Source organism: Mycolicibacterium holsaticum DSM 44478 = JCM 12374 (genome assembly GCF_019645835.1).
GTDB classification, from domain to species: domain Bacteria; phylum Actinomycetota; class Actinomycetes; order Mycobacteriales; family Mycobacteriaceae; genus Mycobacterium; species Mycobacterium holsaticum.
Genome location: NZ_CP080998.1, coordinates 3277184 through 3297154, shown reverse-complemented (window position 1 = coordinate 3297154; position 19971 = coordinate 3277184). Strand labels below are relative to the sequence as shown.

General features: G+C 67.7%; 21 protein-coding genes and 1 pseudogene. 14 read left to right on the top strand and 8 right to left on the bottom strand.

Going from position 1 to position 19971, the window contains the following annotated elements; all coding sequences use genetic code 11:
• Positions 1 to 1422, top strand: a complete 1422-nt coding sequence (locus tag K3U96_RS15980) for an MCE family protein (RefSeq protein WP_220690345.1) — start codon at positions 1 to 3, stop codon at positions 1420 to 1422.
• A 50-nt stretch (positions 1423 to 1472) separates the two neighbouring features.
• Entirely contained in the window at positions 1473 to 2360 is an 888-nt protein-coding gene (bla, locus tag K3U96_RS15975; protein ID WP_220690344.1) for a class A beta-lactamase, read from the top strand.
• Positions 2361 to 2553: 193 nt separating this feature from the next.
• Here the strand turns inward: bla and ald are convergent.
• Positions 2554 to 3675: pseudogene (ald, locus tag K3U96_RS15970) on the bottom strand (alanine dehydrogenase); the annotation flags it as partial.
• 91 nt (positions 3676 to 3766) lie between these two features.
• On the opposite strand from ald, the gene aldR reads away from it, so the two are divergent.
• Complete coding sequence (gene aldR, locus K3U96_RS15965) at positions 3767 to 4282, top strand: HTH-type transcriptional regulator AldR (RefSeq protein ID WP_220690342.1); 516 nt, start codon at positions 3767 to 3769, stop codon at positions 4280 to 4282.
• Between the two features lie 13 nt (positions 4283 to 4295).
• Here the strand turns inward: aldR and K3U96_RS15960 are convergent, their stop codons facing one another.
• Positions 4296 to 5201 carry an NAD-dependent epimerase/dehydratase family protein gene (locus K3U96_RS15960; protein WP_069405238.1) on the bottom strand — a complete coding sequence of 302 codons (906 nt, stop codon included), beginning with the start codon at positions 5199 to 5201 and terminating at the stop codon, positions 4296 to 4298.
• Between the two features lie 56 nt (positions 5202 to 5257).
• Between K3U96_RS15960 and dapB the strand changes: the two genes are divergently transcribed.
• From dapB to K3U96_RS15940, 4 genes are read left to right on the top strand one after another with little or no spacing between them, the layout of a single operon-like run.
• A complete protein-coding gene (dapB, locus tag K3U96_RS15955; RefSeq protein ID WP_069405237.1) occupies positions 5258 to 5995 on the top strand; it encodes a 4-hydroxy-tetrahydrodipicolinate reductase in 738 nt (245 codons plus the stop codon).
• Positions 5992 to 6459, top strand: a complete 468-nt coding sequence (locus tag K3U96_RS15950) for a tetratricopeptide repeat protein (RefSeq protein ID WP_069405236.1) — start codon at positions 5992 to 5994, stop codon at positions 6457 to 6459. Before dapB ends, K3U96_RS15950 begins: the two co-directional genes overlap by 4 nt.
• On the top strand, positions 6456 to 6911 hold the full coding sequence (locus K3U96_RS15945; protein ID WP_069405235.1) for a flavodoxin family protein: 456 nt from the start codon (positions 6456 to 6458) through the stop codon (positions 6909 to 6911). The genes K3U96_RS15950 and K3U96_RS15945 overlap by 4 nt, the downstream gene beginning before the upstream one ends.
• A gap of 16 nt (positions 6912 to 6927) precedes the next feature.
• Entirely contained in the window at positions 6928 to 7389 is a 462-nt protein-coding gene (locus K3U96_RS15940) for a hypothetical protein (protein WP_069405234.1), read from the top strand.
• Here the strand turns inward: K3U96_RS15940 and K3U96_RS15935 are convergent.
• Both K3U96_RS15935 and K3U96_RS15930 read right to left on the bottom strand, forming a co-directional pair.
• The gene (locus K3U96_RS15935) at positions 7383 to 8306 is read right to left on the bottom strand and encodes an HpcH/HpaI aldolase/citrate lyase family protein (protein ID WP_069405233.1); all 924 of its coding nucleotides are present in this window, start codon (positions 8304 to 8306) and stop codon (positions 7383 to 7385) included. The genes K3U96_RS15940 and K3U96_RS15935 overlap by 7 nt on opposite strands.
• Positions 8307 to 8360: 54 nt before the next feature.
• Positions 8361 to 9101 (bottom strand): dienelactone hydrolase family protein, encoded by a 741-nt coding sequence (locus tag K3U96_RS15930; RefSeq protein ID WP_220690341.1) that lies wholly within the window; start codon positions 9099 to 9101, stop codon positions 8361 to 8363.
• 42 nt (positions 9102 to 9143) lie between these two features.
• Here K3U96_RS15930 and K3U96_RS15925 point away from each other — a divergent pair, with 42 nt between their 5' ends.
• From K3U96_RS15925 to K3U96_RS15915, 3 genes are read left to right on the top strand one after another with little or no spacing between them, the layout of a single operon-like run.
• Positions 9144 to 9944: a thymidylate synthase gene (locus K3U96_RS15925; RefSeq protein WP_069405231.1), complete on the top strand. Its 801-nt coding sequence runs from the start codon at positions 9144 to 9146 to the stop codon at positions 9942 to 9944.
• Between the two features lie 28 nt (positions 9945 to 9972).
• A complete protein-coding gene (locus K3U96_RS15920; protein WP_069405246.1) occupies positions 9973 to 10455 on the top strand; it encodes a dihydrofolate reductase in 483 nt (160 codons plus the stop codon).
• A gap of 41 nt (positions 10456 to 10496) precedes the next feature.
• Positions 10497 to 11714: a winged helix-turn-helix domain-containing protein gene (locus K3U96_RS15915; protein ID WP_220690340.1), complete on the top strand. Its 1218-nt coding sequence runs from the start codon at positions 10497 to 10499 to the stop codon at positions 11712 to 11714.
• A gap of 3 nt (positions 11715 to 11717) precedes the next feature.
• Here the strand turns inward: K3U96_RS15915 and K3U96_RS15910 are convergent, their stop codons facing one another.
• A complete protein-coding gene (locus tag K3U96_RS15910) occupies positions 11718 to 12020 on the bottom strand; it encodes a DUF4193 domain-containing protein (RefSeq protein WP_069408227.1) in 303 nt (100 codons plus the stop codon).
• Positions 12021 to 12165: 145 nt separating this feature from the next.
• On the opposite strand from K3U96_RS15910, the gene thyX reads away from it, so the two are divergent.
• The 3 genes from thyX (at position 12166) to K3U96_RS15895 (ending at position 15705) form a co-directional block, all read left to right on the top strand.
• The gene (gene thyX, locus K3U96_RS15905) at positions 12166 to 12930 is read left to right on the top strand and encodes an FAD-dependent thymidylate synthase (RefSeq protein WP_220690339.1); all 765 of its coding nucleotides are present in this window, start codon (positions 12166 to 12168) and stop codon (positions 12928 to 12930) included.
• Between the two features lie 247 nt (positions 12931 to 13177).
• A complete protein-coding gene (gene dapA / locus K3U96_RS15900; RefSeq protein WP_275080551.1) occupies positions 13178 to 14026 on the top strand; it encodes a 4-hydroxy-tetrahydrodipicolinate synthase in 849 nt (282 codons plus the stop codon).
• Positions 14026 to 15705 carry a ribonuclease J gene (locus tag K3U96_RS15895; protein WP_220690337.1) on the top strand — a complete coding sequence of 560 codons (1680 nt, stop codon included), beginning with the start codon at positions 14026 to 14028 and terminating at the stop codon, positions 15703 to 15705. The genes dapA and K3U96_RS15895 overlap by 1 nt, the downstream gene beginning before the upstream one ends.
• A gap of 27 nt (positions 15706 to 15732) precedes the next feature.
• Here K3U96_RS15895 and K3U96_RS15890 read toward each other — a convergent pair whose 3' ends face one another.
• The 3 genes from K3U96_RS15890 to K3U96_RS15880 all read right to left on the bottom strand — a co-directional run bounded on the left by K3U96_RS15890 (position 15733) and on the right by K3U96_RS15880 (position 17381).
• Positions 15733 to 16545: a mycofactocin-coupled SDR family oxidoreductase gene (locus tag K3U96_RS15890; protein WP_220690336.1), complete on the bottom strand. Its 813-nt coding sequence runs from the start codon at positions 16543 to 16545 to the stop codon at positions 15733 to 15735.
• Positions 16545 to 16859 carry a putative quinol monooxygenase gene (locus tag K3U96_RS15885; RefSeq protein ID WP_220690335.1) on the bottom strand — a complete coding sequence of 105 codons (315 nt, stop codon included), beginning with the start codon at positions 16857 to 16859 and terminating at the stop codon, positions 16545 to 16547. The genes K3U96_RS15890 and K3U96_RS15885 overlap by 1 nt, the downstream gene beginning before the upstream one ends.
• A 72-nt stretch (positions 16860 to 16931) precedes the next feature.
• Positions 16932 to 17381 (bottom strand): DUF2834 domain-containing protein, encoded by a 450-nt coding sequence (locus K3U96_RS15880; protein ID WP_220690334.1) that lies wholly within the window; start codon positions 17379 to 17381, stop codon positions 16932 to 16934.
• A 99-nt stretch (positions 17382 to 17480) separates the two neighbouring features.
• Here K3U96_RS15880 and K3U96_RS15875 point away from each other — a divergent pair, with 99 nt between their 5' ends.
• Positions 17481 to 19949, top strand: coding sequence for a DNA translocase FtsK (locus K3U96_RS15875; RefSeq protein WP_220690333.1), 2469 nt, complete (start codon positions 17481 to 17483; stop codon positions 19947 to 19949).
• The last annotated feature ends 22 nt before the right edge of the window (positions 19950 to 19971 follow it).

The window sequence follows — 19971 nt, the reverse complement described above, 5'->3', positions numbered from 1 at the left end:
ATGCGGCCAAATCGTCGAATTCTGATCCAGCTGGCATTTTTCGTGGTGATCACCGGAGTTGGCGGTGCCATCATGACGCTGAACTACATGCGGCTGCCCGAACTGCTGTTCGGCGCCGGACACTACCGCGTGACCGTCGAACTCCCCGTCGCGGCGGGCCTGTACAAAAACGGCAACGTCACATACCGAGGCACCGAAGTGGGCCGCGTCCACGACATCCGCCTGAGCGGTGACGCCGTGGTGGCCGAGTTGTCGTTGCAGACCGGAATCAGCATTCCCGCAGATCTCGATGCCAGCGTGCGCAGCCAGTCCGCGATCGGCGAGCAGTACGTTGCGCTTTCACCGCGGGTTGACGACGGCCCCATGTTGCAGGACGGCGATGTGATTCGGCTCGACCGCACATCGGTGCCCCCCGATATCAACGCTCTTCTGAATGCGACGAACGAGGGGCTGGAGGCGATTCCGCGCGACAACCTGCAGACCACCGTCGACGAGGCCTACATGGCGTTCGGTGGCCTGGGGCCCGAATTATCGCGGCTGATCCGGGGATCCACGACGCTGGCCACCGATGCGCGCAGCGAGTTGGACTTTCTCACCGGGCTGATCGAGGATGCGCCGCCGGTGCTCGAAACTCAGACCCGCACGGCCGGATCGGTCCGTGCCTGGGCAGCCCATCTCGCCGACATCACCGACCAAGTCCGCACCCACGACGCCGAGCTGACCCGGTTGCTCGAACGTGGCCCGGCCGGCGCGGACGAATTACGCCAGGCGGTGGACCTCGTCCAGCCCACCCTGCCGGTGCTGTTGGCGAACCTGGTCAGCGTCGGTGAGGTTGCGCTGACCTACCAGGCCAGCATCGAGCAGCTTCTGGTGCTCCTTCCGCAGAACACCGCTGTGGTGCAGGGGGCAGGCTTGGCCAACCGAGATGTGAAGGGGCCGTACAAGGGGGGATATCTGAGCTTCAATCTGAACGTCAATCTCCCGCCGGTCTGCGCCACCGGGTATCTGCCGGCGCAGCAGCGCAGGTCACCCAGTGAGACCGACTATCCGGCCCGGCCGGCCGGTGACATCTACTGCAGGATCCCGCAGGACGCCCCGTTCAACGTCCGTGGCGCACGCAACTTGCCATGCCAAACGCGGCCGGGTAAGCGGGCGCCCACAGTGCGGATGTGTGAAAGCGACGAGAACTATGTGCCCCTCAACGACGGCTTCAACTGGAAAGGCGACCCGAACGCCACGCTGTCCGGGCAGCCGATTCCGCAGCTCGCGCCGCCGGCGTCGCCGATTGCGACAGCACACTACGACCCCGAAACCGGCGCATACCGAGGCCCCGACGGGCAGTTGTTCACCCAGTCCGATCTCGGGCGGAGTGCGCAGGGCCAGACGTGGCAATCAATGCTCGTTCCGCCACAACCGAATTGAGCCCCACCCGTGCTGGGGCCATCGCCGGCCGATCACCTACGCTGGGGTCGATGACTCGACTCTCACGGCGGCGCATCCTGGTCGGCGGGCTCACGCTCGCGGCAGCGGCCGCAAGCACCCAGAAAATCGCCCTTGCCGATCCGGCACCACCGATCCAGGACCAGATCGCGGCGCTGGAACACCAGCAGGGCGCGTTGATCGGTGTGTTCGCCGTGAATTTGGCGTCCGGAAACGCGGTGGCACACCGGGCGCAGGAGCGGTTCGCGATGTGCTCGACGTTCAAGGCCTACGCGGCGGCAAGGGTGCTGCAGATGGCCGAACACGGCGAATTGTCGTTGGAGGAACGGGTGTTCGTCGACCCCGGCGACATCGTGGCCAACTCACCGGTCACCGAAGCGCGCGCCGGTGGGGAAGTGAGCCTGGCCGAACTGTGTCGGGCGGCGTTGCAGCGCAGCGACAACACCGCAGCCAACCTGCTGCTGACCAGGATCGGTGGCCCGCAGGCCATCACCGCGTTCGCACGCAGCATCGGGGATCCGCAGTCGCGGCTGGACCGCTGGGAGACCGAGTTGAACTCGGCCATACCCGGTGATCTTCGCGACACCAGCACCCCCGAAGCGCTCGGTGGCGGCTACCGCAACCTGCTCGCCGGTGACGTCCTCGCGCCGCCGCAGCGCAGCCAGCTCGAGGACTGGATGCGGGCGAACCAGACGTCGAGCATGCGCGCGGGTCTGCCGCAGGGATGGACCAGCGCGGACAAGACCGGCAGCGGCGATTACGGCAGCACCAACGATGTGGGCATCGCCTACGGCCCTGACGGGCAGCGGATTCTTCTCGCGCTGATGACCCGTTCACAGGCAAGTGATCCGAAGGCCGCCGGTCTACGTCCCCTGATCGGCGAATTGGCGAGGTTGGTCGTGCCGAGAGTGCTGGTGTAATCACCAGCGCCGCCCGACCTCCCCTCGTGGCCGGGGGCCCTCTGGTGTGCGGCTGTCCCCCCGCGCGTGTGAACGCCAGCCGCGGTGACAACGCTAGGGCAATCCACCCCGGGAGGAATCGGGCGAATCCCTATACTTCTGGCCCGCCGACCCTTATGTCAGCAAAGTCACACCCGGTTGTTATGCCTGTGACCAGCACAGATGACGGATCAGTGAGTGGCAGGCGAAGGGTGTCGGCCACTTCTTCGGAGAGCAGCGCACCGTCATGGGTGGCCAAGCCCTTGGCCAGCGCGGGATCGGCCCGGCACGCCTGCTTCCAGCCCAGGTCGGCCAGCCGCAATGCATAGGGCACGGTGGCGTTGGTCAGGGCGAAGGTCGACGTCCGCGGCAGCGCGCCGGGCATGTTGGCCACGCAATAGAACACGGTGTGGTGGACGGCGAACGTGGGGTCGTCGTGGGTGGTCGGCCGCGAGTCCTCGAAGCACCCGCCCTGGTCGATGGCGATGTCGACGAGCACCGCGCCCGGCCGCATCCGCGCGACGGTGGCGTTGGTGACGAGCTTGGGTGCCCTGGCCCCGGGCACCAGCACCGCACCGATCACCAGGTCAGCGTGGCGGACCGCGTCTTCGAGGTCGAGGGTCGAGGAGTACCGGGTCTGGACGCGGCCGCGCAATTCGGCGTCCAGCTGGCGTAACTTGTTCAGGTTGACGTCGAAAACCGTGACGTGTGCGCCCATCCCGGCCGCCACGCGCGCGGCGTTGTAGCCGGCGGTGCCCGCGCCGATCACGACGACCTCGGCGGGCGCGACCCCGGGCACACCGCCCATCAGCACGCCGCGGCCGCCGTGACTGCGCATCAGGTGATAGGCGCCGACCTGCGCGCCCATCCGGCCCGCGACCTCGCTCATCGGTGCCAGCAGCGGTAGGGCGGCCGATCCGTCCGGGCCCGCGGTCTGCACCGTTTCGTAGGCGATCGCGGTCACCCGGGACGCCAGCAGTGCGTCGGTCAGCGCCGGGGACGCCGCCAGATGCAGGTAGGCAAACAGGGTCTGGCCCCTGCACAGGCGATGGTATTCGGGTTCGATGGGCTCCTTGACCTTCAACACCAGATCCGCCGCCGCCCAGACCCGGTCCGCATCGTTGATCAACTGAGCCCCGGCACCTTCGAACTCGGCATCAGAGACAGCCGAACCCTCGCCTGCCCCGGATTGGATGATCACCTCATGGCCGCGGCGGACGAACTCGGCGACCCCGGCCGGGGTGAGGGCAACGCGAAACTCGTTGTTTTTGACCTCGGTGGGCACCCCGACGCGCATGACCGCTCCTTGATTCGCTCAGCACGGTCAATTATGAAGAAACTACGAATTGCCAGCAATAAATGTACCTAATCTTCTGTAACCTGCGTTTGTGGGTGCAGAAGATTCGAACAGGTCACCGGAGGAACGGCGTCAGCCGAAGGATCTTCGGCCCGCGAGCGTCGACGACGTCGACCGCCGGATCCTGACCGCACTGCATACCGACGCGCGGATGTCGAACAACGCGTTGGCCGAACGCGTCGGCATCGCACCGTCGACATGTCATGGCCGGGTCCGCCGCCTGCAGGAGATCGGCGTGATCCGCGGCTTCTACACCGACATCGACCCGGCATCGATCGGCCTGCCACTGCAGGCGATGATCTCGGTGAGCCTGCAATCCAGTGCCCGAGGCAAGATCCACAGCTTCATCGAGCAGATCCGGCGCATGCCGCAGGTGATGGACGTCTACTTCCTGGCGGGCGCAGACGACTTCCTCCTGCACGTCGCCGCGCGCGACATCGAGGACCTCCGATCTTTCGTGGTGCAGAACCTCAACGCCGACGCCGACGTTGCCGGTACCCAGACGTCGCTGATTTTCGAGCACCTCCGCGGCGCATCCCCGCTCTAGGCGGCCAGACGCGTTAGGGCGCAACCAGTTCCGGGTGAAATTCCGTCACCATTCGGCGCAGGCCGTCGCGCCAGTCCACCGTCGTTTGCGCGCCGGTGAGCTCGCGTAACTGCGTGATGTCCACCGGGTTGCCGCGCAGCGCCTGCTCGCTTTCTTCGAAGACCGGTGTGCGGCCGATCAGCGAACCCAGGTAGGTGCACCACTGCTGAAGGCTGACCAGTTGGTCACCGGCCCAATTCACCGTGGTCGCCGGAACCGACGCGGCCTCGAGCAGTTTCGGGATGGTGGCGATGATGTCCTCTTCGTGGATCGGGTTGTACAGCGCGGCATCTCCGGGTGGAACCGGGATCGGCATGCCCGCGAGCATCATCTCCATGTGGAAGTACGGCCAGCCACCGTGGTCGCCGTACGGCACGTTGAGCCGGGCGATGGTGGTGGGCACACCAAGCGCGCGCGCCATCGAGCGGGCGACGACCTCGGCTGCGATCTTGGAGATGGAATACGTTGGGAACAACGCCTTGTGGTTGTCGCCGAGCGCGGCCGCCTCGGTGCGCGGTTCATCGTCGGGTGGATCGTAGACCGCCGCCGAGGAGCAGTGCAGAAACGCTTCGGCGTCCGCGCAGTGCGCCATGAGCAGACCCACCGACTCCGCGTTGGCTGCCAGGTCCTTGTCCCACCTGCCGCTCTTGGCGACGGCGAAGTTGAGGACGTAGTCGAAGTCCGACGGGACGCCGGTGAAATCACCGGCGGCCAGGTTGACGGTCACGCATCGCACGCCCGCCAGTTCCAGGCGCTCACGCGCCGCGGGGTCGGTGAAGCGGGCGATGCCCCAGACCTGGTTGTCCGCCGAAAGGGCTTGGGCCACCGGCGACGCCACCTGACCGGTGACACCCGAGATCAGGATCTTGGCGTCATGCATGCGGTGATGGTAAGCGACCGCGAGGGCTTAGGGTGGCCACCCGATAAACTATCTGCATGCGAGTCGGAGTGCTGGGGGCAAAAGGCAAGGTCGGTGCCACGATGGTGCGGGCGGTACAGACCGCCGAGGACCTGACGTTCACCGCCGGTGTCGATGCCGGCGACCCGCTGAGCCAGTTGGTGGACACCGACACCGACGTGGTGATCGACTTCACCCATCCCGACGTGGTGATGGATAACCTGAAGTTCTTGATCGACAACGGTATTCATGCGGTGGTGGGCACCACCGGCTTCACCGACGAGCGGCTGGACCAGGTGCGCGCGTGGTTGGCCGACAAAGCCGACGTCGCGGTGCTCATCGCGCCGAACTTCGCGATCGGCGCGGTGCTGTCCATGCAGTTCGCCCGCCAGGCGGCCCGCTTCTTCGAATCCGTCGAGGTCATCGAACTGCACCATCCGCATAAAGCCGATGCGCCGTCGGGCACCGCGACACGGACCGCGCGGTTGATCGCTGAGGCGCGAAAAGGCTTGCCGCCCAACCCCGATGCCACCAGCACTTCGCTCGAAGGTGCGCGGGGCGCCGACGTCGACGGCGTCCCGGTGCACTCCGTGCGGCTGGCCGGGCTGGTCGCGCACCAGGAAGTGCTGTTCGGCACCCAAGGTGAGACGCTGACGATCAGGCACGACAGCATCGACCGGACGTCGTTCGTGCCCGGAGTGCTGCTGGCGGTGCGCCGGGTGGCCGACCGGCCGGGCCTGACGATAGGTATCGAGCCGCTGCTCGAACTCGAATGAGCGAGGGCGGGCGCGCCCTGCGCATCCAACTGCTGATCGGCTTCATGTGCATCGCACTGGTCGTCTACTTCCTGTTGCTCGGCCGCATCGCGATGGCGTTCATCACCACGGGGGAGACCGCCGCCGTCGGCTTGGGGCTTGCGTTGATGGTGTTTCCGATGATCGGGGCCTGGGCCATGGTCAGCACGCTGCGCGCCGGGCTCACCCATCAGCGGCTGGCGCGCATCGTCACCGAAGAAGGCATGGAGCTCGACGTCAGCTCCTTGCCGCGGATGGCTTCGGGACGGATCCAACGCGAGGCGGCCGACGCGTTGTTCGTCACGGTGCGCCAGGAACTGCAGAACGATCCGGACAACTGGCGCCGCTGGTACCGGCTGGCCCGCGCGTACGACTATGCCGGTGACCGCAGCCGCGCGCGGGAGGCGATGAAAAAGGCGGTCGAAATGGAGGCGCGTTCACCGTGAGCAAGACGCTGCTCGTCGTACATCACACGCCCTCGCCGGCCACCCGCGAACTCCTGGAGGCCGTCCTCGACGGCGCCAAGGACCCCGAGATCACCGGCGTCGACGTCGCGGTGCGGCCCGCGTTGGCCGCGACGCTGCCCGACATGCTCGACGCCGACGGCTACCTGTTCGGGACCACCGCGAACTTCGGCTACATGAGCGGCGCGCTGAAGCACTTCTTCGACACCGTCTACTACCCGAGCCTCGATCACGTCGCCGGCCGGCCCTACGGGCTGTGGGTGCACGGCAATAACGACACCACGGGCGCGGTCAACGCGGTAGAAAAGCTTGCGACCGGGCTGGCGCTGGCCAAGTCCGCCGATACGCTCGAGATCGTCGGCGGCCTCGACAGCGGCGTTCGTGAGCGCGCCTACGAGCTCGGCGGCACCTTGGCCGCCATGCTGATGGAATGACCGAGGGGACACAGTAATGCCGGGTATCGCCGAATTAGCCTTGGGCGCGGCACCTATCGCCGGCGGTGCCATGCTGGGCGTCATCGCGGGAAACCTCAAACCGCCCGACGTTCGCGAGCAGATCGTCAAGGATATCGACCTGCTCGAACGTATTCCGCCAGAGCAGGTGGAGCGCCGGGCCCGGCTACAGGCCAGCATCGATCAGCGCATCGACGACCTGATCGCGGCCGGCGAGCGCAGCCGCGAACTGCGCGAGGCCGCGATGTCGTACAAGGGCAACTGGCGCGACATCGTCGTGTTCCTCTGTGCGGTGCTGTTCACGATCGTGTGGTGGAACGTCAGCCACAGCCGGTCCAACTGGCTGGTGATGTTCATCGCGATGATCGTGCTGTCCGTGGCGGCCGGCATCTACGCGGGGCGGGGTGTGTTACGCGCACTCAGAACGTTCCTGCACAGGCAGGACGACAAAGCTCAGTAGTGGTAGGTGTCCGACGGCGCCGGAATGTGGGCCGGGTCGTCGATGTCGTCGTACTCGGGCACCTCGATGCCGTAGGCGCGGGCCAGATCAAGGATCTTGTTCGCCCTGGCGATGCGGGGCAGATCCGAGCCGTTGCGGATCTCCCCGCCGTCACGCTCGAACTCTATGAAAAACTCTTTGGCCCAGGCGATTTCATCCCCTGACGGAGAAAGTCCTTCGTTCACCATCGGGCACTGTTCGGGGGTGAGGCAGATCTTGCCGGTCATGCCGAACTCGGCTGACACCGCGGTCGCCTCACTGAGCACCAGCGCGCTGTGCCCGACGGTCGGCCCGTCGATCGCGCTCGGTAGGTGCGCGGCCTTGGCGGCGATCGTGAACCGGGACCGCGCGTAGGCCAGCGTCGTGGGTTGGTCACCGAAACCGGTGTCGCGGCGGAAGTCGCCGATCCCGAACGCCAGCCGGAACGTGCCCTTGGTGGCGGCGATCTGGGTGATGCGTTCCAGCCCGCGCGCGGTTTCGACCAGCGCGACGATCGGGACGTTGGGCAGCCGGTTGGCGGTTTCGGTGACGTGGTCGACGGATTCGACCATCGCCAGCATCACCCCGCCCACCGAGGTGCCCGACAGCATCGCCAGGTCGTCGGCCCACCACGGGGTTCCGAAGCCGTTGACGCGGACCCAGTCGGTGTTGCCCTCGGCCAGCCACCGGATCACGTTGTCGCGGGCGCTGTCCTTGTCCTTGGGCGCCACGGCGTCCTCGATGTCCAGGACGACGATGTCGGCGCGGGACCTCGCCGCGGGTGTGAACCGCTCGTACTGCGCGCCGTTGACCAGCAGCCAGCTGCGGGCCAGCACCGGGTCGATGCGGAATCCGACGTCGCTGGCGGCCGCTTGGTCAGCGGGGTCCTGGTCGTGCATCTGATAATCGTCGCGTATCGCCCGATACCCGTCGCCGCAGGGTCGGTCTGAGGCTCAATTCGGCAGCGCGGTCTCGAACAGATCCTGCAGCGCGATCCAGTGCCGCTCGGCGGCCTCGGGGTCGTACGGCGCGTTGTCGGGAACGGCGAAACCGTGGCCCGCGGGATAGAACTCGACGGTGTGGGTGACGTCGGCGGCGGTCAGCGCCTTGTCCAGCGTCTCGGCGTCGCCGCGGGTGAAGCCCTGGTCATTGCTGGCTCCGGCGACGTACACGGTGGCCTCGATCCGGTCGGCGAGCAGGTGCGGGCTGGTGGGCTCGTCGGTGACCAGGCCGCTGGCGTGAAACGACCCCGCCGCGGCGACCCGGTCGGGCACCCGGCCGGCCACGATGATCGAGGTGCGTCCACCCATGCAGTAACCGCAGACGCCGAACGCGTCGCCCTTGACCTCGGGGCGGGCGGCCAGAAAGTCGAAGAACGCGGCCGCGTCGGCGGCCATCATGTCCGGGGTGACGCTCGAGATCATCCGGAACAGCCGCGAGCGTTGCTTGGCGTCGGTGAAGGCCGTGGACATGTCGAACGGCTCCCAGTCGCCGTGCCGGTAGTACACGTCGGGCAGCAACACCGCATGGCCGAACCCGGCCAGCCGGGCCGCCATGTCCTGGAAGGTGTCGCGCACACCGCCGGCGTCGACGTACATGACCACGCCCGTCCACGGGCCGCTGCCGTTGGGCGTGTGCAGTGTGGCGGGGCAGGTGCCGTCAGCGGTGGTGATGGTCGTGGAGATACTCGGCATGGCTTCCGTTCTACTCGTTGGTTTCGGACTAGGCTGGCGGACGTGCCGATCGCTACACCCTACGAGGATCTTCTGCGCCTGGTGCTCGAAGAGGGCACACCGAAATCCGACCGCACCGGCACCGGCACCCGCAGCGTGTTCGGCCATCAGATGCGCTATGACCTGGCGGCCGGTTTTCCGTTGATCACCACCAAGAAGGTGCACACCAAATCGATCATCTACGAGCTGCTGTGGTTTTTGCGCGGCGACTCCAACGTCGGATGGCTGAGAGAGCACGGCGTCACGATCTGGGATGAATGGGCAAGTGACTCAGGTGATCTCGGCCCGGTCTACGGCGTGCAGTGGCGGTCGTGGCCGACCCCGTCAGGTGAGCACATCGACCAGATCAGCGCCGCGCTCGACCTGCTCAAGACCGACCCGGATTCGCGTCGCATCATCGTCTCGGCGTGGAATGTCGGGGAGATCGCGCAGATGGCGCTGCCGCCGTGTCACGCGTTCTTCCAGTTCTACGTCGCCGACGGGCGGTTGAGCTGCCAGCTCTACCAGCGCAGCGCCGACCTGTTCCTCGGCGTGCCGTTCAACATCGCCAGCTACGCGCTGCTCACCCACATGATGGCCGCGCAGGCCGGGCTGGACGTCGGCGAGTTCATCTGGACCGGCGGCGACTGCCACATCTACGACAACCACGTCGAGCAGGTCACCCAACAGCTCAGCCGGGATCCGCGGCCGTACCCGGAACTCGTTCTGGCGCCGCGTGATTCGATCTTCGACTACACCTACGAGGACGTCGCGATCCTCAACTACGATCCGCATCCGGCGATCAAGGCCCCGGTTGCGGTATGAGGCCTGCTTGCAGGGCCGAATCGTGGGCTTGAACGTCGGGTTGATCTGGGCCCAGTCGACCTCCGGTGTCATCGGCCGCGACGGCGGCATCCCGTGGCGACTACCCGAGGATCAGGCCAGGTTCAAGGAGATCACCATGGGTCACACCGTGGTGATGGGGCGGTTGACCTGGGAGTCGCTGCCGCCCAAGGTGCGTCCGCTGCCGGGGCGGCGCAACGTCGTCCTCACCCGTCGCACCGACTATGTGGCCGACGGCGCCGACGTGGTGGCCGGGCTCGACGATGCGCTCACCGACGAGACGACCTGGGTGATCGGCGGCGCAGCGGTGTATGCGGCCGCGCTGCCGGCCGCGACGCGCGCCGAGGTCACCGAAGTGGACATCGAGCTGCCGCGCCGCGACGGGGACGCGGTGGCGCCGGTCCTCGACGAAGCGTGGATCGGCGGAGCCGGAGAGTGGCTGACCAGTAGTTCGGGGCTGCGCTACCGGTTCTACAGCTACCACCGCGGGTAACCGTCGGCGACGCTGTCGGTGGGCTGCGACAGGATGGGGTGGTGGCGACCAGACTCACGGCTGCACAGGCCCGGCGCATCGCCGTCGCGGCGCAGGGCCTCGCCGAACCCAAGCCACGGGGCCCGGTCAACCGCACCCATCTGCGTCGGCTGATCTCCCGGATCCAGGTGCTGCAGCTGGACTCGGTGTCGGTGGCGGTGCGGGCGCACTACGCGCCGGTGTTCAGCCGGCTCGGACCCTATGACCGCGGTGTGCTCGACGCGGCGGCGTGGAGCCACACGGCGCGCTCGCCGCGGCTGCTCGTCGAGTACTGGGCGCACGAGGCCGCGCTGATGGCCATCGACGACTGGCCGCTGTTGCGGTGGCGCATGCGCGAGTACACCCACGGGCGGTGGGGCACGCACATCGTCAAGAAGAACCCGCGGCTGGCGGAGAAGATCCTGGCGGCGGTCGAGGAGCTCGGGCCGTCGACGGCCGGGCAGATCGAGGCGCACCTGGGCGCCGAGCAGCGCGGCCGCAAGGGTCCCTGGTGGGACCGCAGCGACACCAAATGGGTGACCGAGGCGCTGTTCGCGTCCGGGCAGTTGACCACGGCCACCCGGGTGGGCTTCGCCCGCCACTACGACCTCACCGACCGGGTGCTGCCCGCGGAGGTGGTCGGCCGCGAGGTGGCCGACGACGCCGCGCTACGGCAGCTGACGTTGCGCGCGGCAGGTGCGCTGGGGGTGGCGACCGAGGCCGACATCCGCGACTATTTCCGGCTCTCGCCGCGGCAGTCCAAGCCGGCGGTCGCCGAACTGGTCGCCGACGGCGAACTGGAGGCCGTCGAGGTGGACGGCTGGCAGGCGCCGGGGTATCTGCGGGCGGGTCAGAAGGTGCCGCGGCGCGACCGGGGCACCGCGCTGCTGTGCCCGTTCGACCCGTTGATCTTCTTCCGGCCGCGCGTCGAGCGGCTCTTCGGCGGGTTCCGCTACCGCATCGAGATCTACACGCCGGCGGCCAAGCGCCAGTACGGGTACTACGTGTGGCCGTTTCTGCTCGACGGCATGTTGGTCGGCCGCGTCGACCTGAAGGCCGACCGGGCCAACGGCGCGCTGCATGTCGTCGGCGCCTTCACCGAGCCGGAGCAGACGCCGGAACGGATCGCCGGGCCGCTCGCGCAGGAGCTGCGCACGATGGCGTCGTGGCTGAACCTGTCGCAGGTCACCGTGGGGACCAACGGCGAGCTGGCGCGGCCGCTCGCCGCGGCCCTGCGGTGAGCCTCAGACGCAGTCAGCGCAGATGGTCTGGTTGCCGGACCGCAGCGCGAGCCGGCTCTGGTGCTGCACCAAAAAGCAGCTCGAGCAGGTGAACTCGTCGGCCTGCTTGGGCACCACCCGGACGGTCAGCTCCTCACCGGACAGGTCGGCACCGGGCAGCTCGATCGAGTCGACCGCGTCACCATCGTCGACGTCGAGCACTGCGACATCGACCTGCTCGCGCCGGCGCGCGGCGATTTCCTGAACCGACTCGTCGGCGACGTCGTCGGTGTCTTTGACGCGAGGCGCGTCGTAATCGGTGGACATCAGTCACACTCCCTATCGCTATTGCGAACAGTGCTTGGTTAACACCTGCCGGGATCCGCTTTGTTCCCTCTCCGCGGCCAACGCAAACCCGACCTTGACGAACCGCTGCCCGAGCAGGTCAGATCGGCCGCGTTAGGGTGAGCCCGTGGCCGAGACCACGCCGCTGCGCGTGCAACTGATCGCCAGGACGGAGTTCTTGGCGCCGCCCGACGTGCCATGGAGCACCGACGCCGAGGGCGGGCCCGCCCTGGTGGAGTTCGCCGGACGGGCCTGTTACCAGAGCTGGTCGAAACCGAATCCGCGCACCGCGACCAACGCCGCCTACCTGCGACACATCATCGATGTCGGGCATTTCTCGGTGCTCGAGCACGCGTCGGTGTCGTTCTACGTCACCGGCATCTCCCGGTCGTGCACCCACGAGCTGACCCGGCACCGGCACTTCTCGTTCTCGCAGCTGTCCCAGCGCTACGTGCCCGAACACGACGCGCAGGTGGTGGTGCCGCCCGGGATGGAGGACGACGCCGAGTTACGGGAGATCTTCACCAGCGCCGCCGACGCCAGCCGTGCGGCCTATGTGGAGCTGCTGGCCAAGCTCGAGGCGAAATTCCTGGGCGACGAGCCCGGAGACAGCCTGGGGGTGCTGCGGCGCAAGCAGGCCCGCCAGGCGGCGCGCTCGGTGTTGCCGAACGCCACCGAGACGCGCATCGTCGTCACCGGGAACTACCGCGCCTGGCGGCATTTCATCGCGGCGCGGGCCAGCGAGCACGCCGACGTGGAAATCCGCCGGCTCGCCGTGGAATGCCTGCGCCAGTTGGTGGACGTGGCACCGCAGGTGTTCGCCGATTTCGAGATCATCAAGCTGGCGGATGGGACAGAGGTGGCGACCTCGCCGCTAGCCACGGAGGCGTAGCCGGAGCTGGCCAGACCTAGCCACGGAGGCGTAGCCGGAGCTGGCCAGACCCAGCCACGGAGGCGTAGCCGGAGCTGGCCAGACCCAGCCACGGAGGCGTAGCCGGAGCTGGCCAGACCCAGCCACGGAGGCGTAGCCGGAACTGGGCGAGCTATCGGCCGAAGTCTGGGGCCGAGCGAGTATCTTTAGTGCCGTGAGCACCAGCGCATTCGACGTCACCGCCCAGGTGGGCACCGTGCTGACCGCGATGGTGACTCCGTTCAAGCCCGACGGCTCCCTGGACACCGACACCGCGGCGCGGCTGGCGACCCGTCTGATCGACGCCGGCTGTGACGGGCTGGTGCTGTCCGGAACCACCGGGGAGTCGCCGACGACCACCGACGACGAGAAGGTCGCGCTGGTGCGCGCGGTGGTGGAGGCGGTCGGTGACCGGGCCCGGATCATCGCCGGCGTGGGCACCTATGACACCGCGCACAGTGTGCGGCTGGCCAAGGCGTGTGCCGCGGCGGGGGCACACGGGCTGCTGGTGGTGACCCCGTACTACTCCCGCCCGCCGCAGGCGGGGCTGGTCGCGCACTTCACCGCGGTGGCCGACGCGACACCGCTGCCGGTGGTGCTCTACGACATCCCGCCGCGCTCGATCGTGCCGATCACCTGGGACACGCTGCGCATACTGGCCGAACATCCCAACATCATCGCGGTCAAGGACGCCAAGGGTGATCTGCACGGCGGCGCGCAGATCATGGCGGAGACCGGGCTCGCGTACTACTCCGGCGACGACGCGCTGAACCTGCCGTGGCTGGCGATGGGCGCGGTCGGCTTCATCAGCGTGTGGGGCCACATGGCGGCCAGCCAACTGCGGGATATGTTGACCGCGTTCACTTCCGGGGATGTGGCCACGGCACGCAAGATCACCGTGACCCTCGGACCGCTGAACGGCGCCCAGACCCGGCTCGGCGGGGTGACGCTGGCCAAGGCGGCGCTGCGGCTGCTGGGGTTTGACGCAGGCGACCCGCGGCTGCCGCAGATGCCGGCCACCGCCGCGCAACTCGAGGAGCTGGCCGCCGACATGCGGGCCGCTGCGGTGTTGCGGTAGTGAACGAAGAACTCAAGCCACCGGGCCCGTTGGCCCCGGGTGCCCTGCGGGTCACCGCACTCGGCGGGATCAGCGAAATCGGCCGCAACATGACGGTTTTCGAGCATCTGGGCCGGCTGCTGATCGTCGACTGCGGGGTGCTGTTTCCGACCCATGACGAACCCGGCGTCGACCTGATCCTGCCCGACCTGCGCATCATCGAGAACCGGCTCGACGAGGTGGAGGCGCTGGTCTTGACCCATGCGCACGAAGACCACATCGGCGCGATCCCGTTCCTTCTCAAGCTGCGCCCCGACATTCCGGTCGTCGGATCCAAGTTCACCCTGGCGCTGGTCGCCGAGAAGTGCCGGGAGCACCGCATCAAGCCGGTGCTCGTCGAGGTCGACGCGGCGCAGAGCTCGACCCACGGGGTATTCGAATGCGAGTACTTCGCGGTCAACCACTCGATCCCCGGCTGCCTGGCCATCGCTATTCACACCGGCGCGGGCACCGTGCTGCACACCGGCGACATCAAGCTCGACCAGTCTCCGCCTGACGGCAAACCCACCGACCTGCCCGGGATGTCGCGGCTGGGCGATTCCGGCGTGGATCTGTTCCTGTGTGATTCCACCAACGCCGAACTGCCCGGCGTCGGCCCGTCGGAAAGTGAGATCGGGCCGAACATGCACCGGCTGATCCGCAGTGCTCAGGGGCGTGTCATCGTGGCCTGCTTCGCCTCGAATGTCGGTCGGGTGCAACAGATCATCGACGCTTCCGTCGCGCTCGGGCGCAAGGTGTCGTTCGTCGGCCGCTCGATGGTGCGCAATATGGGCATCGCCAGGGAACTCGGTTACCTCACGCTCGCCAACGACGACGACATCATCGACATCGGGGCAGCCGAGATGATGCCGCCCGAGCGGGTGGTGCTCGTCACCACCGGAACACAGGGCGAGCCGATGGCGGCCCTGTCACGGATGTCGCGCGGTGAGCACCGCAGCATCACGCTGACCTCGGGTGACCTCATCATCATGTCGTCCTCGCAGATACCGGGTAACGAGGAAGCGATCTTCGGCGTACTCGATGCGCTGGCCAAGATCGGTGCGCGGGTCGTGACCAATGCGCATGTCCGCGTGCATGTTTCCGGCCACGCGTACTCCGGCGAACTGTTGTTCCTCTACAACGGCGTGCGCCCGCGCAACGTCATGCCGGTGCACGGCACGTGGCGGATGATGCGCGCGAACGCGGCACTGGCGGCGCGCACCGGAGTGCCCGACGACCACATCGTGCTGGCCGAGAACGGTGTCAGCGTCGACCTGGTGGCCGGCCGGGCGTCGATCGCCGGCGCGGTGCCGACCGGCAAGATGTTCGTCGACGGGTTGATCACCGGCGACGTCGGCGAAACCGTGGTCGGTGAACGGCTCACGCTGTCTTCGGGTTTCATCGCGGTGACGGTGGTGGTGCGGCGCGGCACCGGGCGGGCGGCCGCCCCGGCGCATCTGCACTCGCGGGGATTCTCCGAGGACCCCAAGTCGCTGGAGCCTGCCACGCGCAAGGTCGAGGAGGCGTTGGAAGCCCTTGCCGCCGAGAACGTCACCGACGTCACGCGCATCGCGCAGGCGGTGCGTCGGGCGATCGGCAAGTGGGTGGGGGAGACCTACCGTCGTCAGCCGATGATCGTGCCGACCATCATCGAGATCTAGCCGCTCGGCGATGCGCGGCAGGCGATCTCAGCGCTTGTTGACCGAGCCGGCATCCACCGGCAGCGCGACCCCGGTGACGTAACGCGCCGAATCCGACACCAGCCACGCGACCGCGTCGGCGATGTCCTCGGGCTGTAACACCTGCACCGGCAACGCATTTCCCATGTCCTGGGGTGTCTTCTCGGCGATGCTGCCCAACCACTGCCGGGTGGCCTCGTTGTTGATCATCGGGGTGTCCACGCCGCAGGGATGCACAGAGTTGACCCGGATGCTGTGCTGGGCAAGGAGGTTGGCGTAGATGCGCATCAACCCGACGATGCCGTGTTTGGCCGCGACGTAACCGATCGCGCCGGGATCGTCGCTGCCGACGCCGACCAGTCCGGCCACCGAACTGGTGAGCACGATCGAACCGCCCTCACCCTGTTGCACCAACGTCGGGATCGCGACCTCCGCGGTGTGATGCACTCCGGTGAGGTTGACGTCGACGACGTCGCGCCAGCCGTCGGCGCCGGACTGCATCGGTGCGATGCCGGCGTTGGCGATCACGATGTCCAGCCGTCCCAGCTCGTCGACCCCGGCCTGCAGCGCGGCGCCCAGCGCGGCCTGATCGCGGACGTCGGCCTGACGCGCCACGATTCGCGCGCCGGTGTCTTCGACGAGCTTGACCGTCACGGCGAGGTCGTCAGGGCTGGCAAGGGGATAGGGCACCGAGGCGATCTGGGCGCAGATGTCGACCGCGATGATGTCGGCCCCCTCGGAAGCCAGCTTGATCGCCTCCGCGCGGCCCTGTCCCCTGGCGGCGCCGGTGATGAAGGCGACCTTGCCGTCGAGGGCACCCATCAGCTGCGCAGCTGGCCCTTGCTCGGATCACCGGCCACCACCGGTTGCAGCATCTTGATGTCGGGCGCGCCGTCCAGGTGCTCGCCGACCGCGCCGAACAGCGCGGCGACCGCGGGTGCGGCACTGTGCGCCTGCAGGGCATCGGCATCGGCCCACTGTTCGACGAACACGAACGTCCCGTCGGCCTCATGCAGCGAATACAGTTCGCAGCCGGGTTCCTGATGCACCGCCTCGACGGCCTTCCTGCACGCATCGCGCACGGTGTCGACGGACTCCGGCTTGGCGGTCATGGTTGCGACGACGACGATCGGCATGGGCGATGAACTCCTCGATGAGTGCCTGCTGGACGAGTGCACAGCCTACTGCCCGCCGTTTCGAGGGCGTTCTCAGATATCCACCCAGATGGTGAACGCGGCCACGGCCACCGCCAGCACCGCGAGCCCGACGGTGTCGACCGTCGGCAACCCGGTGGTTTCGGTGCGGCTGACCCGGACTTCGCGGGCGATGAGGAACAACGGGAACGTCACGCTGATCGCGACCAGGAATCCGCCGAGGATGTAGAGCCACACGAACCGCACGCCGTGCTTGCGGGCCTCGACGACCATGAGGATCGCCGCGGCCAGCAGAAACAGCGCAATGTCGGCGGTGATCGACCTCGACGCCGGGTTGGCCCTGGTGTCCTCCCAGAACACGCGCAGCAGGTCGGCTCCGTGGCCGGAGTAGGCCAGGTTCTGGCTCCAGGTCGCCACCAGGGCGGCGACCGCAATAACGGCATACGCAGCGCAAAGGACCTTGCTGGAGGTAGGCATAGCTGCCCGGACATCGCTGGCGGTCATGGTTCGGCACGGTATGCCTGCTCGGCGCCGAAGTGATACCTTTCTGTGACCAGTGTGGCAGATGTTGTTTCTGGTGCTAATGCGACTAGGCTTGCAGGCATGGCTAGTAAGACCGTCGCGCGTTCTGGCACCCGTTCGACCAGGTCGAAGGCCGGGTCCCGGGGCGGCTCGCGCTCGGCGCCGCGCCGCAGACCGGCGCCGCGCCGGACGGCGTCGCCGATCTCGACGGCCGGCGCCACGGTCGGTCGCGGCGTGCGGGCCGGGTGGCTGATGCTGGCCAAGGGCGCCGGCACGACGGCCCGTTCGGTCGGTCGGGCCCGTGACCTCGAGCCCGGCCACCGCCGCGACGGGATCGCGCTGGCCCTGCTGGGCATCGCGGTGGTGATCCTCGCGAGCTCCTGGTTCGATGCGGCCCGACCCGTCGGGGAGTGGATCGACACCTTCCTGCGGGTGCTCATCGGCTCGGCGGTGGTGTTGCTGCCGGTGGTCCTCGTCGGGCTGGCGGTGCTGCTGATGCGCACCGAGCCGGATCCCGACGCCCGGCCCCGACTGGTGCTCGGTGCGACGATGATCGTGCTGCCCGCGCTTGGCCTGTGGCACCTGTGGGCAGGTTCGCCCGCCGACCCCGCCGCCCGCCAGCACGCGGCCGGGTTCTTCGGGTTCGCGATCGGCGGGCCGCTCTCAGACGGGCTCACCGTGTGGATCGCCGCGCCGCTGCTGTTCATGGGTGTGCTGTTCGGTGTCCTGCTGGTCACCGGGACCACGATCCGCGAGGTGCCCTCGACATTGCAGATGATGTTCTCCACGCGGGGACTGCGCGGTGAGTACCTCGACGAGTACGACGACGACGACGAGGACACCGACGTCGCTGCGCAGCCCGAAGATTTCTCCGACGGCTACTACGACGACCCCGGACACCGCGACGACGGCGCCCAGGCGTGGCCGACCGGCACGCCGATGGACAACTACCCGATCGACGACGACGCTCCGACCGTTCCCGAGCCGGCCGCCCGCTCACGCAAGAAGAAGCCCGCCAAGAAGCAGGCGCTGTCACTGGACCGGGTGGTCGAGGGTCCCTACACGCTGCCACCGCTGGACCTGTTGATCGTCGGGGATCCGCCCAAGCGGCGCAGCGCGGCCAACGACCGGATGGTGGACGCGATCAACGAGGTGTTACAGCAGTTCAAGGTGAACGCCTCGGTCACCGGGTGCACCCGCGGCCCGACCGTGACCCGCTACGAGGTCGAGTTGGGCCCGGGCGTCAAGGTCGAGAAGATCACGGCGCTGCACCGCAACATCGCCTACGCGGTCGCCACCGAGAGCGTGCGGATGCTGGCGCCGATACCCGGCAAGTCGGCGGTGGGCATCGAGGTGCCCAATACCGACCGGGAGATGGTGCGCCTCGCCGACGTGCTGACCGATCCGTCCACCCGTGGCGACCATCATCCGTTGGTGATCGGGCTCGGCAAAGACATTGAGGGCGAGTACATTTCGGCTAACCTCGCGAAGATGCCGCACCTGCTGGTGGCCGGTTCGACCGGTTCGGGTAAGTCGAGCTTCGTCAACTCGATGCTGATTTCGCTGCTGGCGCGCGCCACGCCCGAAGAGGTCAGGATGATCCTGATCGACCCCAAGATGGTGGAACTCACCCCGTACGAGGGCATTCCGCACCTGATCACGCCGATCATCACGCAGCCGAAGAAGGCCGCCGCGGCGCTGGCGTGGCTGGTCGAGGAGATGGAGCAGCGCTACCAGGACATGCAGGCCTCCCGGGTGCGCCACATCGACGACTTCAACAAGAAGGTGCGGTCCGGCGAGATCACCGCCCCGTTGGGCAGCCAGCGCGAGTACAAGCCCTACCCGTACGTGGTGGCGATCGTCGACGAGTTGGCGGACCTGATGATGACCGCTCCGCGCGATGTGGAAGACGCCATCGTGCGCATCACGCAGAAAGCCCGTGCGGCGGGCATCCACCTGGTGCTGGCCACCCAACGGCCGTCGGTCGACGTGGTCACCGGCCTGATCAAGACCAACGTGCCGTCGCGGTTGGCGTTCGCGACGTCGTCGTTGACCGACAGCCGGGTGATCCTCGACCAGCAGGGCGCCGAGAAGTTGATCGGGATGGGCGACGGCCTGTTCTTGCCGATGGGCGCCAACAAGCCGATCCGGCTGCAGGGCGCGTTCATCACCGACGAGGAGATCCACGCCGTCGTCGAGGCCACCAAGGCCCAGGCCGAGCCCGAATACACCGAGGGTGTCACCAGCGCGAAGACCACCAGCGAACGCACCGACGTCGACCCCGACATCGGCGGCGATATGGACGTCTTCCTGCAGGCCGTCGAGCTGGTGGTGTCCAGCCAGTTCGGCTCGACGTCGATGTTGCAGCGCAAGCTGCGCGTCGGCTTCGCCAAGGCGGGCCGGTTGATGGATCTGATGGAGACCCGCAACATCGTGGGCCCCAGCGAAGGCTCCAAGGCCCGTGAGGTGCTGGTCAAGCCCGACGAGCTGGCGGCCACGCTGGCCTCGATCCGGGGCACAGACACCGGAGACGACGAGGACGACGAGTGATTTGTGTGCGTCTACGCGCGCT